The 16,517-nt window shown below is 64.6% G+C and carries 12 protein-coding genes, 1 tRNA gene and 6 pseudogenes; 8 read left to right on the forward strand and 11 right to left on the reverse strand.

The genetic code is table 11. The annotated features are described in order from the left end of the window. The 5 genes and pseudogenes from ACF08N_RS36335 to ACF08N_RS36355 form a co-directional block, all read right to left on the reverse strand. Window positions 1-711: pseudogene (locus ACF08N_RS36335) on the reverse strand (hypothetical protein); the annotation flags it as partial. 689 nt (window positions 712-1,400) lie between these two features. After that, a pseudogene (locus ACF08N_RS36340) lies at window positions 1,401-1,729 on the reverse strand (helix-turn-helix domain-containing protein). A 128-nt stretch (window positions 1,730-1,857) separates the two neighbouring features. Then, a pseudogene (locus ACF08N_RS36345) lies at window positions 1,858-2,046 on the reverse strand (site-specific integrase); the annotation flags it as partial. Window positions 2,047-2,085: 39 nt separating this feature from the next. After that, window positions 2,086-2,604, reverse strand: a complete 519-nt coding sequence (locus tag ACF08N_RS36350; protein ID WP_392329007.1) for a hypothetical protein — start codon at window positions 2,602-2,604, stop codon at window positions 2,086-2,088. 472 nt (window positions 2,605-3,076) lie between these two features. Continuing rightward, window positions 3,077-4,288 (reverse strand): annotated as a pseudogene (locus ACF08N_RS36355) (IS110 family transposase). Window positions 4,289-4,750: 462 nt separating this feature from the next. Between ACF08N_RS36355 and ACF08N_RS36360 the strand changes: the two are divergent. From ACF08N_RS36360 to ACF08N_RS36370, 3 genes are all read left to right on the forward strand, one after another. Then, entirely contained in the window at window positions 4,751-5,170 is a 420-nt protein-coding gene (locus ACF08N_RS36360; protein ID WP_392329008.1) for a hypothetical protein, read from the forward strand. A gap of 105 nt (window positions 5,171-5,275) precedes the next feature. After that, window positions 5,276-5,357, forward strand: a tRNA-Leu gene (locus tag ACF08N_RS36365). A gap of 131 nt (window positions 5,358-5,488) precedes the next feature. After that, the gene (locus ACF08N_RS36370) at window positions 5,489-6,790 is read left to right on the forward strand and encodes an IS256 family transposase (protein WP_392329009.1); all 1,302 of its coding nucleotides are present in this window, start codon (window positions 5,489-5,491) and stop codon (window positions 6,788-6,790) included. A gap of 117 nt (window positions 6,791-6,907) precedes the next feature. Here ACF08N_RS36370 and ACF08N_RS36375 read toward each other — a convergent pair. After that, window positions 6,908-7,312, reverse strand: a pseudogene (locus ACF08N_RS36375) (transposase); the annotation flags it as partial. A 318-nt stretch (window positions 7,313-7,630) separates the two neighbouring features. Beyond that, window positions 7,631-8,005 carry an Imm10 family immunity protein gene (locus tag ACF08N_RS36380; protein ID WP_392329010.1) on the reverse strand — a complete coding sequence of 125 codons (375 nt, stop codon included), beginning with the start codon at window positions 8,003-8,005 and terminating at the stop codon, window positions 7,631-7,633. 895 nt (window positions 8,006-8,900) lie between these two features. Between ACF08N_RS36380 and ACF08N_RS36385 the strand changes: the two genes are divergently transcribed. The 4 genes from ACF08N_RS36385 to ACF08N_RS36400 all read left to right on the forward strand — a co-directional run bounded on the left by ACF08N_RS36385 (window position 8,901) and on the right by ACF08N_RS36400 (window position 13,200). Further along, a complete protein-coding gene (locus ACF08N_RS36385) occupies window positions 8,901-9,170 on the forward strand; it encodes a hypothetical protein (RefSeq protein WP_392329011.1) in 270 nt (89 codons plus the stop codon). An 89-nt stretch (window positions 9,171-9,259) separates the two neighbouring features. Continuing rightward, on the forward strand, window positions 9,260-9,841 hold the full coding sequence (gene lepB / locus ACF08N_RS36390; RefSeq protein ID WP_392329017.1) for a signal peptidase I: 582 nt from the start codon (window positions 9,260-9,262) through the stop codon (window positions 9,839-9,841). Between the two features lie 200 nt (window positions 9,842-10,041). Further along, window positions 10,042-11,841, forward strand: coding sequence for a protein kinase (locus tag ACF08N_RS36395; RefSeq protein WP_392329012.1), 1,800 nt, complete (start codon window positions 10,042-10,044; stop codon window positions 11,839-11,841). 870 nt (window positions 11,842-12,711) lie between these two features. Next, entirely contained in the window at window positions 12,712-13,200 is a 489-nt protein-coding gene (locus ACF08N_RS36400; RefSeq protein WP_392329013.1) for a hypothetical protein, read from the forward strand. A gap of 328 nt (window positions 13,201-13,528) precedes the next feature. Here ACF08N_RS36400 and ACF08N_RS36405 read toward each other — a convergent pair whose 3' ends face one another. The 4 genes from ACF08N_RS36405 to ACF08N_RS36420 all read right to left on the reverse strand — a co-directional run bounded on the left by ACF08N_RS36405 (window position 13,529) and on the right by ACF08N_RS36420 (window position 15,299). Next, window positions 13,529-13,951, reverse strand: coding sequence for a hypothetical protein (locus ACF08N_RS36405; protein ID WP_392329018.1), 423 nt, complete (start codon window positions 13,949-13,951; stop codon window positions 13,529-13,531). 77 nt (window positions 13,952-14,028) lie between these two features. Then, complete coding sequence (locus ACF08N_RS36410) at window positions 14,029-14,241, reverse strand: transposase (protein ID WP_392329014.1); 213 nt, start codon at window positions 14,239-14,241, stop codon at window positions 14,029-14,031. A gap of 335 nt (window positions 14,242-14,576) precedes the next feature. Continuing rightward, window positions 14,577-15,029, reverse strand: coding sequence for a transposase family protein (locus tag ACF08N_RS36415; RefSeq protein WP_392329015.1), 453 nt, complete (start codon window positions 15,027-15,029; stop codon window positions 14,577-14,579). 30 nt (window positions 15,030-15,059) lie between these two features. Further along, window positions 15,060-15,299: a transposase family protein gene (locus ACF08N_RS36420; RefSeq protein WP_392329016.1), complete on the reverse strand. Its 240-nt coding sequence runs from the start codon at window positions 15,297-15,299 to the stop codon at window positions 15,060-15,062. A gap of 710 nt (window positions 15,300-16,009) precedes the next feature. On the opposite strand from ACF08N_RS36420, the pseudogene ACF08N_RS36425 reads away from it, so the two are divergent. Next, window positions 16,010-16,517 (forward strand): annotated as a pseudogene (locus ACF08N_RS36425) (IS5 family transposase); the annotation flags it as partial.

Here is a 16,517-nt window from a genome sequence, read left to right on the forward strand (position 1 = left end):
GATCCAGTGGCTGGCCCGGCCGGTCGTGTTGGCGGTCTGGTTGTTGATCAGCAGGTGGAGGTTCGCGGTGCTCGGCCACCGGCGTCGCCGGTGGTCCAGCCAGTCCGTCAGGAGCTTCAGGGTGAGGTCGTCGAGAGGCCGGGCGCGTCCGGCGATGGTCAGCTGGCGGTTGCCGAGATCGACGTCGTCGAGCACGAGGGCGGCGATCTGGGCGACCCGGGCGACGTGGACCGCCGCGAGGGCGAGGACGAGCCGCGCCGCCGGCGTCAACGCAGTCGGGACGGAGCGCTCGACCTGCTCAGGGAGGAGAGGTTGCAGCACGGCGTACTCGTTCTGCCCGACCTTGATCCGGCTGGTGGGGTTGCGGAAGATCAACCCCTGCCGTTTGGCCCAGGTGAACAGAGACTGCAGGGCGACGAGCTGGTCACGTCGCTGATGACCGTGCAGCGTCTTGACGTGGGCGAGGACGTCGTCGCGAGTCACCTCCCGCAGGTGGGCGTAGCGGTTCGACCAGTCCAGCAGGGCCGGACGGACCTGGTTGAGGGAGAGCCAGACCGTGCCCTCCCTGCGCGGGAGACTGCGGGGGCCGCCGTCGCGCAGGACTCGGGTCCAGCGCTCGGCTTCCGAACGGATGCCGGGTGCGAGCCTTTCCAGGCGTCCGACGAGCCAGTGCTCGAAGGACGGCTCGCTGTCGTCCTCGAAGATCCCCATCTCCTCCAGCACCGTGATGATGTGGCCGACGGGCAGGTCCAGGGGCCCGTAGCGGGGAGAAGATCTCCGTGTGCCGGATGACGTCGCCTTCGACGTGACCGGTGAGGGCGATGGCCAGGCCCCGGTTGACCGCGAAGCGGATATTGCGTCCCCATCCGCGGGACTCGGCGAGCCTGTGGGCGAGGTACTTCGCCCAGGCCAGCCACGGGCTGGCCAGGTCGGCGTCGGCCGGGTCGAGCCGACCGAAGTGCCGGGGGATCTGCTCGAACAGCGGCGGCTGCCGCCAGCCGAGGTTCGGACGCCAAGCCGGCGCGGGAGGCGGTTTGCGCCGGGGGCCACGCCGTCCTCCCTTCCGTCGGGCTGGAGGCGTCGGTCTTCTGCGGTAGTGCATCCCGACGAAGAACAGCTGTTGGTGCCGGACGGCGGCGAGCCTCTCCCGCACGTCTGCCCCTTCCGCCAGCTGGCCGTCGACTGTCTTCGCGCCGAGGCGGGCCTGGCACTAGCACAAACGGCAGTAGTCCCACTTCAACGGCTGGACGCGACGGCAGCCGGCGCATTCCGCCGCGTCGTGCCCCCGGCCGAACATGTAGCAGGTGTGGCAGAGCCGTCCGCGGAAGTCGCCCTAGGCCAGGCAGCCCGGGCAGGAACTGGTCGGCTTGACGTAGCCCTTCGGGAAGCGTGCCACCAGCTCACTCCGGCGGCAGCGACCGGCCGTCCCGGCGCTTGGGAATCACCTTCGGCGCGGCGGTCCCCGAGCCGACAGCGGCCCGGACCGTCTCCTCCTGGCCGGGGCGGTGCACCTTCTGCGGCTCGGGAATGAGGAGGTCGCCGATCTCGCAGCCGAGGACGACGCAGATGACGTCCAGGTCCTCCAGCTTGAGGGAGACCGGCTGGCCGGACCACAACCCGGATATCTTGCCGGCCGAGATGACCAGGCCGGCTCGGCCAGGCTCCGCTGGAGCTCGGAGGCTTTCCAGATCCCCTTGTTCGCGGCGGTCAGCCGCAGGTTCCACTTCATCGCAGAAGTCCTTCCAGCCGCTTCGCGGCCCGCTGCTGCCCGGCTGCCCAGGCGTCCTCGACCCGGGTCTGCTGGACATGGACGTATCGCATGGTCGTGGCGATCCAGGAATGTCCGAGGACTTCCTGGACCGCGATCAGGTTGAGTCCACCGAGGTAGAGCTCGGACGCGCAGAAGTGCCGCAGGACGTGCGGGGTGAGCTTGTCGCCCCAGCCCGGCAGATGTGCCGTGGCCGCGGCCTTGAGGCCGCCGCGCAGGGCATCGTCGCCGACCCGGCCCGAGGAGCCGTCGGAGCATCTGCGTTCGGAGGGGAACAGCGGGGCGCCGGGGCGGGTGTGGTCGTCGTCGAACTGGCCCTAGACGTCCTCGATGAACCATCGGAGCGTGCGGTCGGCGCCGTTGATCAGGGGGACCGTCCGCTCGCGCGGACCCGAGCCCCGGGCGCCCTTGCCGTGGCGGACGTGGAGCTTATCGAAGCGGCCCAGGTCCCACTTGATGTCCGCCAGATCGAGCTTGTACGCCTCGCTGACCCGCGGCCCGACCTGGGACATCAGCTTGGAGGCGGTGTAGTTCCGGGCGGTCGGGGCGAACTTCCGGCAGGTCGCCAGCTCGCCGCCCCAACCGGCGAACAGCGTTTTGACCTCCGGCCCGGACGGCGGAATCCGCAGTGCCGCGTCCTTCGAGCCGCGCGGCCGGTTCATCTCGTCGATCGGGCACTCGATCACCCGACCGGTCATCCGGTGGATCTCGACCTTGTGCCGCAGCTCCAGGAACAGGAAGTGCGTAGTCAGAGCCTGAGAGCGCCCCAGCCGGGTGCCGCTCGGCGAAGCCCGCAGCACCTTCCCGAAGTACGCGTCGGCGTCAGGCGGCTCCATCTCCCACAGCGGCCTGCCGAACCAGGACCGTATCTGCTCCAGGTGCCCGACGTCCCCGCGGATCGTGCCGTCCGCCAGCCCCGCCGAAGCCCGCGCCAGAGCTCCTCCGCCGTGGCCGACGGCCGGACATCGCGCAGGTCCCGTACGACAGCCAGCGTCAACCCGAGCCCCTCACCTTCACTCTGACCATCGACCGGTCAGACACAGTGAGAACGCTTCAGGAATCCCGAAGTTACGTCAGGGCGCGAAGAGTCACCATTGAGAGGGCGAACCCCCTGGCCACGAGGTTGGTGACTCTGCGGGGCTCAGGAGAACTCACGGGATGTCGCACAGAAGCTCCCCAAGTAGCCGGTTTCGGCTCTCGGTGGAGAACGGGAACTCAATGCTGATCGCATCCCTGCGCTCCGCCCCCTACTTCAGGAGGATTCCCAATGTTGTTGTCAAGCCAGAGTGGTGACGCTAGGTGACAGCATCATGCTGCGGTAGTGGCTGGTTGGGCGGTGGCTGCTTCGAAGATGCGGTGGTCGCGTATGAGGGCCCAGAGCACATTGAGGCGGCGCCGGGCGAGGGCCAGCACGGCTTGCCTATGGGGCTTCCCCTCAGCGCGTTTGCGCTGATAGAAGCACTTGGACTCGGGGCAGTGAAGGGCGGCGACCTGGGCGGAGAGGTAGAACAGCCGCAGCAGGCGGCGGCTGTAGCGGCGAGGTCTTCGGAGATTGCCGCTGATCTTGCCAGAGTCGCGCGGGACGGGTGCGAGGCGGCAACACCGGCGAGACGGTCGGGGCTGCCGAAGGCGGCCATGTCTCTGCCAATGGCGGCGATGAACTCGGCGCCGAGCATGTCGACGATGCCGGGCATGCTGATGATCACTGCGGAGTCGGGGTGCTCGCGAAACCGACTCTCGATCAGGGCTTCGAGCTCAGCGATCTCCTGGTCGAGCGTCATCACCTCCCTGGCCAGGATGTAGACCATCCTGGCAGCGGTCGTCTCCCTGGGGACAGCGGTGTACTGGGCCTCGGCGGCGGTGACCGCGGCAACGGCAGCGCTCTTGGCGCCGATGATCGGGCGGACGCCGTGGTTCTTCAGCCAGGTGGCCAGCCGGGACCGGCCGATGCGCCGCAGCGGGGCTGGCGTCTGGTAGCCGGTCAGCAGGATGAGTGCGGACTTGGAGACGCTGTAGTCGAAGGCCCGTTCCAGGGCCGGGAAGTACTCCAGCAGCTGTGCCCGGAGCCGGTTGATCGCTCGGGTGCGGTCGGCGGACAGATCCATGCGGCGGGCGGTCAGGAGCCGCAGGTCCACCGCGACCTCGCTGGTCTGATCCAGCGGTTGCAGGGACGGCGCATGCGGGCGGTGTCGGCGATGACGAAGGCGTCCTTCGCATCGGTCTTCCCGCTGCCCCGGTAGGCAGCGGAGACGTGGTGCACGGTCCGGCCTGGGATGTACAGCGGCTTCTGCCCGTTGTTGACCAGCAGCGCATCCACAGTGCGGCGCCACCGGAGTTCAGGTCCACCGCCCAGGTGACCGGGTCACCGTCGGCCAGCTTCAGGACATCGCCGAGCAGTTCCAGGAGTTCGGACTCACTGTTGGGCATCCGGCGCGAGAGGACCGTCTTCCCGTCCGCGTCGATCGCCGTGCAATGGTGCCCGGCCTTGCCCGCATCCGTCCCAGCCCACAGTTCGGGCACTCGGTCCTCCTCGCTCGCGTGCGGGTAGTCGCTCCCAGCAGACGACACCTCACCGACGCGTCCGTACAAGCAATTCAGTTCGCGCATCCCAATCAGCGGCCGAGTCGTCGCGGGGCGCCAGGCGGCCAATCCTCGTCAGCCACAGCAACGGCGAACACATGAAAGGCACTCCCAGCGCCCCTGGGCGTCCCGATCTTACGAATCACCCGGATCAAACCCACGAGGAAGAGTATGGAAACCCCATGAGCCTCACGCCGTCCCGGCCCACCCCAGCCGAGCGCAGGGAGATGGCCCGGCTACTGCCGGTCCCGACAGAACGGGACCTTCCAGGACGCCGCCACCAGCTCCTGAAGGAAAACCTGATGCGCGAGATCCAGCACAACACCGCAGCTGGCACCGCCACGCCCCGTCCGCCCTCGCCGCATGTGGGCTTTTGCTGCCATCCCGCTGACCGCGGGCGCCATGGCCGTTGCCCTGCCACCGGCGGGCTCCTCGACCAGCCCCCTCCTCTGGCCAGCCGTAGCCTCGGGGCCGTCCACGGGTGCAGTCAAGGCCGCACGCGTTGCGGTGCGGCTGGACCGCAACGCCACTGTCGCAGCGTTCAAGGCTTCGCCTGCTGTCCGCGACGGCCAGTACATCTACATCGCCAGCAAGGTTGTCTTCTCCAGTCAGAGCGACCAGGCCCCTGTCGTGCGCCTGGACAAGCCGCACATGCGGCAGATCTGGCTGTCGGTCGGACGGGAGTCGCCCGGGTCTGTTTGCGTGAGAACGGTCGGGCTACAGAAATCGGCACCCAGCCAGAAACCTTTGAGTGCAGCCGCCGGGCGGATGGATCCGCGAGCTGAAAACAATCACCTCGCACCCTCTGTGCGGCTCACCTGAGTAGCCATTGCTCCAGAGTTGTGCAAGCTCCTAGGTCAGAATCAGATTGCAAGGTGGCGGAACATAGGCAGGGAACCTGGCCTACGGCCGCGTGCCGTCGCGCATGGGCGAGTGGCGGAATGGGCAGACGCAGCGGACTTAAAATCCGCCGCCCTCGGGCTTGTGGGTTCGAATCCCACCTCGCCTACTTAACCGGGATCTCCAGGGGGGCTTGGTAATCACGCCTTCCGAGAAAGAAGGGGACTGTCCTGATTTTTGTGTATGCCCTGGTGTGACCTGTCTGGCATGAGGTGTGGCCTCTGCCGGGAAGGATCCACCATGGCGATCAAGGACGAGCGCCCGCGCGAGAGCGTAGCGAACAGCGTGAGAACGGGTGCGGAGTTGGCACGTGCGGTGCAGCTGGACCGGGATCTGGCCGAGCAGTTGATCGAGCGGGCGCGCAGCGAGGGGGTGAATCTGGTCGGGGAGGGTGGTCTGCTGTCCGGGCTGGTCAAGCTGGTGCTGGAGGGCGCTTTGGAGGCGGAGCTGACCGAGCACCTGGGCTACGAGAAGGGCGACAAAGCCGGTGCGGGGTCGGGCAATTCACGCAACGGCACCTCGAAGAAGACGGTGCTGACCGACGTCGGTCCCGTGGAGCTGGATGTGCCCAGGGACCGGGCCGGCTCTTTCAGCCCGCAGGTGGTACCGCGGCACTCGCGCCGGATCAAGGGCTTCGATGCGGCGATCCTGTCGCTGTACGCGAAGGGGCTGACGACCGGGGAGATCCAGGCCCATCTGGCAGAGATCTACGACGTGGAGGTCTCCCGCGATCTGATCTCACGGGCCACCGACAAGGTCAGCACTGAGCTGGATGCCTGGCGCAACCGGCCACTGGACCGCACGTATGCGGTCGTGATGATCGACGCCATCTACATCAAGATCCGGGACGGGGCGGTTGCCAACCGGCCGGTCTACGTCGCCGTCGGCATCAACCTGGAGGGCGAACGCGACGTCCTGGGCATGTGGGTCGGCTCCGGCGGCGAGGGCGCCAAGGCCTGGATGACTTGGCTGGCTGAGCTGAAGAACCGCGGCGTGCAGGACGTGCTGATCGCCTGCTGCGACGGGCTGAAGGGCCTGCCCGTCTCGATCCAGAACATCTGGCCGCTGGCCGACATCCAGCTGTGCGTGGTCCACATGGTCCGCCACAGCCTCAAGTACGCCTCCACCAAGCACTGGCAGACCATCGCCAAAGAACTCCGCCACGTCTACACCGCCCCCACCATGGACGCAGCCGAGGCCCGCTTCGCGGACTTCGAGGACACCTGGGGCGCGACCTATCCCGCCATGATCGCCACCTGGAGGCGCAGCTGGGAGCACTTCGTGATGTTCCTGCGGTTCCCACCCGAGATCCGCAAGATCGTCTACACGACGAACATGATCGAGCCCCTCAACTCCCGCTTCCGCCAGGCCACCCACCGCCGCGGCCACTTCCCCGACGAGAACGCGGCACTGAAGGTCCTCTACCTCGTCATCCGCGAGCGACAGCCCAACCGCCCCAACGCCACCGGCCGAACCCGCAACTGGAAAGAAGCAATCAACAGCCTCGCCGGCTTCTACGGCGACCGCGTCACCGACTACTGACACAAGCCGTCACACCGGGCTTACACAAAGAATCTGACACTCCCGAAAGAAGAACAGGGACTCCACCGATCGCTAGCGCGAAGCATTAAGACCGTGTCCTATGTGGTGAGGCGGATGAGTCGTTTGTAGCAGTAGATGGCGGCGGCCGAGGCATTCGCTGGAGTCGATGCCTTTGCGTGCGATGCGGACGCCGATGCGTTTGCCGCGTAACCATCTCCGCAGGTCGGGGACGTCGTAGGCCTTGTCGGTGTGCAAGCGTTGGGGCTTGAAGTGGCGGCCGAGGTGAGGGTCGTGTCTCGTTTGGTGACCGGCGACCATGGGCTTCAGTGCGAGGCTGTCGTGGACGTTGGCCGCGGAGACGCCAACGACGAGGGGCAGTCCGTTCGATCGCCGCGAACACTGTCCCATCAGGCGTGTCCTGCGTCCCACCGCCTGCGGCCGCACCTTCGACGGTGGGATCAACGGCCCCGCGATCTCCCACAGCCCGTCCGGAACGATCCAACTCCACGTACCCCGCACCATCACAAACCCAACGACCGCCTCACCACATAGGACACGGTCTAAAGGTCTCTCTCGGCTCTAATCCAGCAATACCAAGACCTCCCAGAACCAACCAGAAATATGCCCCAATCCAGCCCACCTTGCCTCTCGACGCTGGAAGCTTCCCTGCGACCGCAAGAGAGGAGGAGGGAGACATGCCGCCATCCACAGCCTCAGAACCCCTTCCAGAATTGCATGACTCTCGGCCGGCACTGTGGAATTTGACCGAATCAGTTCCTATTTCTATGCCTGAGCCTGGTCAGCCGAACCATTTGCGATCACAGGTTCTCCTCGAGGCATTTAGATATCAATACGCAAAGGAATTGAATCAGGACGCCCCGAGGATAGAATTTCCCGTAAGCCGCTTCTGGCCACCTCCATCTCGCTGTCAGGAACGTCGAGTGAAAAAACGCAGTGGGTCTCCACCTCTAGGGCCTCAGCGGCTTCACTGGTGAAGACCAGTCTGACTTCTCTGCCACTTGCGACGCATTCTACAATTCCGCCGTAGTAGCATCGCTGGCCAGGTTCAACAACGACACAGTAGGTGTCCATACCAAGCTCGATCTCCTGCTCATCATCCAGGTCATAGCATTCCTGAAAATTGAAGCACCACTCTTCTCCACCCTCTCCCCCATGGATAAAAAGGCCGCCGTCTGTTTCTTCAACCTGACGCACGGCACGAATCCATTGAGAGGAACTCCGATGGGCGTTTATCATTGAATAATCCCTTCAAACATGTCGAGAGATCGGCGAATTCTGCCATGTCGCGGCACTTGGAAAGTGCGCCTACCATAAAAGGTGCTGGCTCCTGGGTAGATGTTTAGTGCAGCCGGAGCAGTGTCACAGGCAGCCGAGCGTAACCCTCTCATACCGCTTCCTGGCGCTGCAGGGTGGAATGCACCGCGTTGCTGGGCGCTGAGCTCTTTCCAACGTCTCCTGCGGTGCTGCCGGTCCCCTGGCTGTGGCGGGCGGATGGGCTCGAATCGGGGTGGACCTCGTACCCAGCATGGCCGTTGAGATCCACGTGCCCTTGCCGCCGGCCCCGAGCCCGTCGGACGGTGCTTACCCCAGCCCGATTGACGGATGGTTCGCGTACCGGCTCAAGACCTCAGTCGGCCCGAGCCGGCAAGCCTGTGCTCCCAGCTGATCTCCGCTCGCAGAGACTTCCCCACAGGGGGCGGTGCATCGGGGCCTGACTCTTCATTGATAGCCGGGCGATAGCCAGGGTGCCCGATCTGTGACTGTCAGGACCGCGCTGACCGTGACGGCTAGGACATGCAGAACTGATGAGGTCGAGTACTGCCTACTCAGGGCAGTCAAGGGACGGCGCTCTTAGATGGAAGGGTCCGCTTCCGTTGACCCAGGGAGCATCTCAATGTCGGTTCGGTACCGTGTTCCATTCGCAGCCTGCGCCGCTGACGCTGTATGGGCTCTGCCACCTATGGGTGGTGTCCTGGGAGCAGCACTTGCGTGGCGGGTATTGCTTGGATCAACTGCGGCCGCAACAACCCGGAACATAGCGGAGCGTCAGCTGAGGATCTGGCGGGTGGAGCCTAGTGTTGCCGACGCTGTGCTCCTGATCGTGTCAGAAATGCTGGAGGGTGCCTTTCGACACCGGGCGCCTGCCGTCTTTATGGAACTGGCCCACCCCGGCGGCCAGGTAGCGCTCGCGTTCCGTGATGACAGCGTAGATCCTGCGGCTGCCGGAGCCGTCCGGCTGGCGGCGGAGGACCTCAAGGCTTCGCTGCGCTGCCGGACGCACCTGACGGTGCTCGATATTCCTGGTGAGCTCAGCACAATGTTTGCCAGAGTCGGGCGGGCACATGGGGTGGCGGCGTGAGCTCTTCTGTTCAGCCGCTGCGAGGGAGCCAGGGCGACAGCGGGCCGCCGGACTTGTCTCGTGCCCGGGTCCCCCTGCGTTGGAGGCTGGTGTATCCGTGGGTTCGTTTCCTGGCTCTCACGATCGTTCTTACTTTCAGTCTGAAGACGTATGTGGTGCAGGTCTTCTCCGTTCCATCGGGTTCCATGGAGAACACCCTGAGGGTTGGCGACAGGGTCGCAGTGGAAAAGCTGTCTCTGCTGTTGGGCGCACCAGACCGAGGTGACGTCATCGTCTTCCGCGATCCGGGTGGCTGGCTGCCAACATCAGGCGGTGCAGCGTCACCACAGACCGGCTGGGGCCGTTCCTTCTTCGAGTTCATCGGACTGGCAGCGCCAGCCAAAGACGAGTATCTAGTCAAGCGGGTCATTGCTAAGGGTGGCGACACAGTTGAGTGTCAAGGCTCAGGGCCCTTGAAGGTGAACGGTGTTCGGGTGCGCGAGGACTACCTCTTTCCCGGAGACCAAGCGTGTGCAGGTCTGCCGTTCGGGCCGGTGAAGGTTCCCGTCTACAAGCTGTGGGTCATGGGAGATCACCGGAGCCAGTCGGCGGATTCCCGCTACCACAGCCGCTTTGACGGGGGCTTTGTCGCAGAGGACAAGGTCGTAGGGGTCTTACTCGCAGTGTTCTGACCGGCTTCTTGCGTCCGGAAGGCAGCGCACCTTGCGCAGCAGAGCAGACTGCGCCTAACACCCTTCTCGCCAGATGAGTGGCGATTGCTCATGCCCCGACCAAAATGTAGGCACAACCTATGGGGGGCCGCAGAGGCATCTCGCTGCGCGCGGCCTACCAGAGGCACGGAAGACGGCGAGCGGGTGGCGGAAGGCGTGGCATGACGGGCAAGATCTCAGCAATGGCCTCGGACGACGCATGGGAAGTCCCCGGCTACAGCACAGTGCGAGAGCTCGGATCTGGTGCCAGCGGTCGGGTCGTAGAGGCGCTTGACCACAGCACCTCAACGCCCGTCGCGATCAAGTACCTCGATGAGCAGCTCCACACGGATCAGGGATTCCGTGAGGCATTCCGGTCAGAGGCTGAGCTCCTTTCCGGGCTGCACTCTGCGTACGTCGTGCGGCTCTACCGATACGTTGAAGCTCCGGCTGGTGCGGCAATTGTGATGGAGCTTGTTCACGGTGCGAGTCTGCGCGCTGTGCTGCGTGAGCAGGGCGCCACCGTCCCTGAGACAGCCCTGGTTGTGCTGAAGGGGTCACTACTCGGGCTGGCAGCCGCGCATTCCAGTGGTGTCGTACATCGCGACTACAAGCCGGAAAATGTGCTCGTCACCCCTGAAGGGCACTCTAAACTGGCGGACTTCGGGATCGCCGTGCATGCTGGCGAGGCCACGAACGTGGTGGGCACCCCCGCCTACATGGCGCCTGAACAGTGGCAGGGCGGGCCAGCCTCCCCAAGCACCGATATCTACGCAGCTACCGCCACCTTCTTTGAATGCCTTACTGGCAGCAAGCCCTTCACCGGGGAGACAATTGCGGAACTGGCCGTCCAGCACACAACCGCTGAGATACCCGAAACTGCTGTCCCAGAGCCCATGCGGCCACTGATTCGGCGGGGAATGGCCAAGTCACCGGATCAGAGGCCGCTCGACGCCCATTGCTTCGTTACCGAGCTGGATCAGGTTGCACAGGCCGCCTACGGATCTGATTGGGAAGATCGCGGCAAGCGCGCACTGTCAGCCGTGATGGCGCTGCTTCCCCTGACGCTTCCCAGGCATGTGTCGGTGGTCGGCGGCGGTAGCACAGACTTCGCCGTCACCCCGCTGCAGGGCCGCCCGAGGCCCACCCGACCTGTCTCAGGGCCCCGGCGAATTCCGGGATGGGCAGCTGGCACTGCCGGTGCTCTGGTGATCGCTACCGGAGCCGTGGTGACAGTCGCCGCTGCCGGCGGGGGATCTGACTCTCAGAAGTCCGGGCCTCACTTTGCCAGGAGCACTGTCGCTCCATCAGCATCTCATTCCAGCTCCGGTTCCGCATCAAGCAGCCCACCGATCACCAGCCCCACCAGTACGCTCTCAGGCACGGCCGATGCGACCACAGGCGGGTCCAACGGCGGCAAATCCAATGGTCCGATGGGAACGGGCGATGCTGGCGGTACGCTCGGAACTGGCGGCAGCGGCGCCACGGGAGCAGGTGAACCGACCGGAGCTACCGCCGGCACAACGTCCGGTGCGCCCGGCACGAGCGGATCACCCACATCTGACGGATCAAGCGGCGCAACCAGCGGAAGCACTGCCGACGGACCGACTTCAAGCCCGGACGAGGAGAGTTCTCCTCCAATTCCCCCCGTGCATGTCTCGTTCCTCGGTCTCACTGACATGGCTGCCATACAAGGCCGACGTGCAGAAGTCGGCCTGTTGGTCACGACTGACACCACGTCACCCATCTCAGTCACCGTCACGTGGTATGACGCCAGCGCTGGGAGCACTGCATCAAATCCCGGACACCAGGACGGCCCATCGCAGACGTTCACTCTCAGCGGCAAGACCCGCTATCAGCTAGCAGCAGAGCACACCTTTGATCAACAGCAGTGTTCACGGCGCTGGGGAGCACTGCTCTCCAGCCAGCCACAGGCCGAGCGCGCCAGGCCATACCGGCACATACCCAGCGCGGCATGCTAAGGAGCATCCATGCCGCACCATAGCAACCCGCCTCATCACCGCCCGGAGGACCCAGACGGGACACCAACGGTGTATATGCCATGGCCCGCCTCCCCCGTAGAACCCACTACGGCCGCACTCCACTTCGGCTCGGTGCAGAAGCCAGTCCCAGACAGAGACCACGAACTGACGTCGCCCACCTACCTCGATGAAAGCTGGTCCTCCGGCCCCACTGTCACCGACCGGCACGTCACAATCCCAGCCACACTCATCTCCCAGTCGCCACACACTCAGCCGCCACTGGCACCAGCTCCGCTGGTCAAGACCTGGAACTCCGGGCATGTGCCGCCCTCCAGACGGCGCAAACGACTTCTTCAGTACACGCCGGCAGCAGCAATCCTCATTGGAGTGGCCGTCTATCTTGCAGCCCCCTATTTTGGACCTAGCCTGGCAGTCACCAGCCTGTCAGTAGATGTCAGCGCAGACAACGGGATCAGCTGCAATGAGACAGCTGAAGTGACGGGAAATGTCACGACGAACGGGTCAGTCGGCACTTTGGCATACCAGTGGATCCGAAGCGACGGGACGACCTCTGGACCACTCGAGGAAACAATCACCAAGGGACAGAAGCACGCTTCTCTCCGTCTGAACTGGGACTTCAACGGACAGGGAGCCTACCGGGCAAAAGCGACCCTCGAGATCACCTCACCAAATTCAGTCACCGCCTTCACCACCTTCACCTACAGCTGCGAAGGGTCTCTCGAGCCATGACTGTTGACCCTCAATCCCGCCAAGAACCGCCCTGGCGAACCGTGACGTCCTGACCATGACCAGGGATAGGAGAAGGAGTTCTGAAGAACATAGCAATACCCAGCTCCGGGAGAACCCAAAATGAAGATTCAACAGTACGACCGTACGACTCGATTATGCCGGATGGGAGAACTGGACCCGCGCCTCCAAGCAGCTCTTTCGACGTTCTCAGACCTGCATTTGCTTGGCGACCTCACAGCCTCGTCACGCATCTCCTGCGAGACACACAGCGTCCCCGTGCCAGTGTCGAGCCGACGACGCAGCTTTCTGCGACGCTCAGGTAAAGATGCAGCTGCCACAACGAGTGGCGTCGTTGTGACGGACCGCCTGATCATCATCGGCACGGTATGGGACGGCAGTCAGCCCGTCTGCCTCGGCGGTAAGCTCGCTGATCTAGCGATCCAGAAGCCCAGCCAGCTCTACGGCAGTGAAGCCGGGGTATTCATCCACACCCGCTGGCTAGGCTCAAGTGAAGCCAGCTCGTACCTGCTCCCCCTGGGCTCAGAGCCAGCGGCGAACGCCTTTCTCGGACAGTTCATGAAGCTGGTCGAAGAATCCCGACAGCATTGACTATCGTTGACGGTGAGGCGAACGCTCTGGCTGCGGTGGTGCGTAAAGCAGGACAAGGCAGGCAGCTACGCGGGTCCTGAGCTGCAAGGAATCATCGTGCAGGACGCGTTGCAGCAGATCGATGCGTCGGCGCTGAGCCATCGATACCTCTGCTTCGCGTGGCGCAGTAAGGGATCGTCAGTCGGGGCATTCGGTGGGTGACACTGTGCACCATCGCAAGAAGGTCTGCGCCGACGCCGACTGACGCGTGGAGTACTTCTCTGCGTGCCAGGTGTCCAGGTCGGTTTGTGTGCAGGAGTCCAGATCGACGTCGGTCCGCAAGCCAGACCTAGGTAGCATCTTGGCGGTCATGGGTCGAGCCGGATGAGTGTGCTGGTCTGGGTGATGGCGGTGAGGGGGCGGCCGGGCTGTTTCTCGTAACGGGTGGCGATGCCGCGCGGCTGCTTGAGGCGGTGGAAGCAGCGTTCGCGTCGTTGCGGGGGCGGTAGACGGCCTTGTCGAAGCCGTATGGCCGTTCACGGCGTCGGCGCCGGCCCGGGAGTTGGTCCGCGCGTTCCGGGGATGGCCGCCTTGATTCCGCGTCTGGCAGGTAGGTGCGGAAGGAGCGGGCGGAGTAGCCCTTGTCCGCCACCGCCTGATCCGGCCGGACGCGGGGCCGTCCCGGCCCGGGCCGGGTGACGCGGATGCGGTCGATGACCGCCTCGGCCTGCGTGCAGTCGTCGCGGGAACCCGGCGTGACCGTGACAGACAGCGGTCGCCCCCGCCCGTCGCAAGGCCAGGTGGATCTTGCTGCTCAGCCCGCTACGGGAGCGCCCGAGCCCTCGTTCCTCAACCCCCTTTGACCGCGGTGTGCTGATGGGCCCGCACGACGGTGGAGTCCACCGCGACAGCCAGTCCACCTCCGCCCCGCTCTGGGCTCCGGCCGAGCCGGCCGAAGGCGCCGTCGGCCACCCAGCGGGCGCAGCGTCCGCGCACCGTCTGCCAGAGCCCGAACCGCTCGGGCAGATCCCTCCAGGACACACCGGTCCGGAACGTGAACACGATGCCCTCGAGAACCCGGCGGTGATCGCACCACCTGCCTCAGACACGACCCGCAGGCGGCAGCAACGGCTCGACCACCGCCCACACCGCGTCACACATCTCCCGATCCCTCACAGCCAGCCCAACAATCAGATGACCTGAAAGACACCGCCTAACGACCTCGTGCGTGGTTGGCGGTGGCGCGTCACGAAGTGCGGTTTGGGCCGGTGTTCACATTCGCTGACTGGCCACGAGGTTGGCGGTCTGCTGGTGTGACAGCAGCCCGGCGATGGCTCGAATGGTGTCGGTCAGGTGCTCGCGTCGGCCGTGATGGCGGGCCAGGGCTCGCCAGTTCTTCAGGTGGCGATGCCGTGCTCGACCCGGATGCGTCGCGAGGAGTGGGCTTTGCGCTGTCGTGCTTGGATTTCCTCGTACCAGTCCGGGGCGTTCTTCTTGAACTTGCGGTGCGGTGGTGTCACCACACGTCCGCCGGTCTGGGCGCCCAATCTTTGGTAGCCGGCGTCGGCGAGAACCTCCACATCGAACCCGCCTGCAAGGATCTTGGCCAGGCCTAACTGTCGCGCATGCGTGATATCGGCACAGCTGGCCGGCTGGGCTGGGCTGCAGAACAGCAGTCTCCCTCCGGCGTCCGTGACGACCATGGACTTGACGGCGTTCTGCTTGTTCTTCCCGAAGATGAACTTCTCCCGGTCCTTGTGTCCCGCGGCGGGCCTGCGGACACGGATCTCTGTACCGTCGATGATCCCGGTCTTCCCATTGGATCCGAGGTGGTCGATGACCTCGACCAATGTCCGCAGCCGGATGCCGGGCGCAATGGTTCAGCCGCGCAACGCGAGCAGGGGCCGCACCTCACCGATTGCACGCATGATCGTGGAACGGTCGACACCGAACCAGCAGGCCAGCACGTCATGGGTGGCACCGTGGCGGAGGCGGACGAGGGTGGCCAGGAGCCGGTCGACGAAGACCAGCTTGTACTTCGCGCCGGCGCCCGCTGCCCGAGGCCGCGACGCGAGCGCAGCCTGATGCCACTTCCGCCTTCCGCAGCTTCGGAGACGCACCGTCCGGACCACCGATCTGGCACGCAGCCCCTCGCAGTCAAGGATATCGGCACTGCATCGAGAAACACCTCTAACCCTAAAAGACCCTAATGGGGTGAAACTTGGACCAAGTAGCGAGTCCCTACAAGCTTCACATGGTCAACAATTACTCATGCCGCCCCCATCTCCGCTCCCTTACCATCTATCGCCGGGCGAAAAACGCCCCGCGTGAGGTTCACAAAAATTGAAACGCAACACCTAATGGACTATAAATTGATTAGCATCAAATCCACTCTCGCAGCTCTAATGGCCGCCTCAACCTTGGCGATATTTCCAGCTGGCCATGCCGCCGCAATGGAAAACGGCGAATACACCATCCAGGACCGCCCGGAGGACAGAAACTGCGGTGGGCCCGTATATCAGAATGGCGTCGCCAAGAACTACTGTGTTTGGCATGTGACAATCGGGGCCGTCAGAACGAGCACGACCAGCTCGATTGACGCCAGAGATAAGGCGAAGCTGCGGGTGGGAGAAATGGCATCCTGGATCGGTGGAGACTCCACCTATCCGGGAAGCGACAACCAGGCGGATAGTTGCATTAAGCACCTTCTGTCCGAAGGGCAGGACTTCTTCAGTGCCGCCTTCGCATCAGAGACAACGAAAGAGGAGTGGGGGTGGAGCGAAGGGGATGCGCCGTACGCGGGGGAGTTCTTTAGAACTTATAGCGTACAATGCTTCTACTAAGACGTCATCTCATTTGGGTCGGTAGGCTGTCGGTCGTGGTGGGGATCGTTGAGCGGCTGGTGCCGGATGAGTTGTGGGAGTTGTTCCAGCGGGTGGTCCCAGAGGCGCCGTCGCGGCCTCAGGGCGGTGGCCGGCGCCGGCATGGTGACCGGGAGGTGCTGGCTGCGATCGTGTTCGTGGCCACGTCGGGCTGCACGTGGCAGCAGGTGCCGTCCGCGTCGTTCGGGCCGTCGGGAGCCACGGCCCACCGTCGCTTCGCCGAGTGGTCGAAGGCCCGGGTGTGGGCGAAGCTCCATCGTCTGGTCCTCGACGAACTCGGCTCCCGCGGCGAGTTGGACTGGTCCCGCTGCGCGATCGACTCGGTGAACATGCGGGCTCTGAAAAGGGGGACCTGACAGGCCCGAATCCTGTAGACCGGGGCAAGTACGGATCGAAGATCCACTTGATCACGGAGCGGACCGGTCTGCCCCTGTCCGTCGGAATCTCTGGGGCGAA

It is taken from the genome of Streptomyces sp. NPDC015127 (genome assembly GCF_043080095.1).
Taxonomy (GTDB): Bacteria; Actinomycetota; Actinomycetes; order Streptomycetales; family Streptomycetaceae; genus Streptomyces.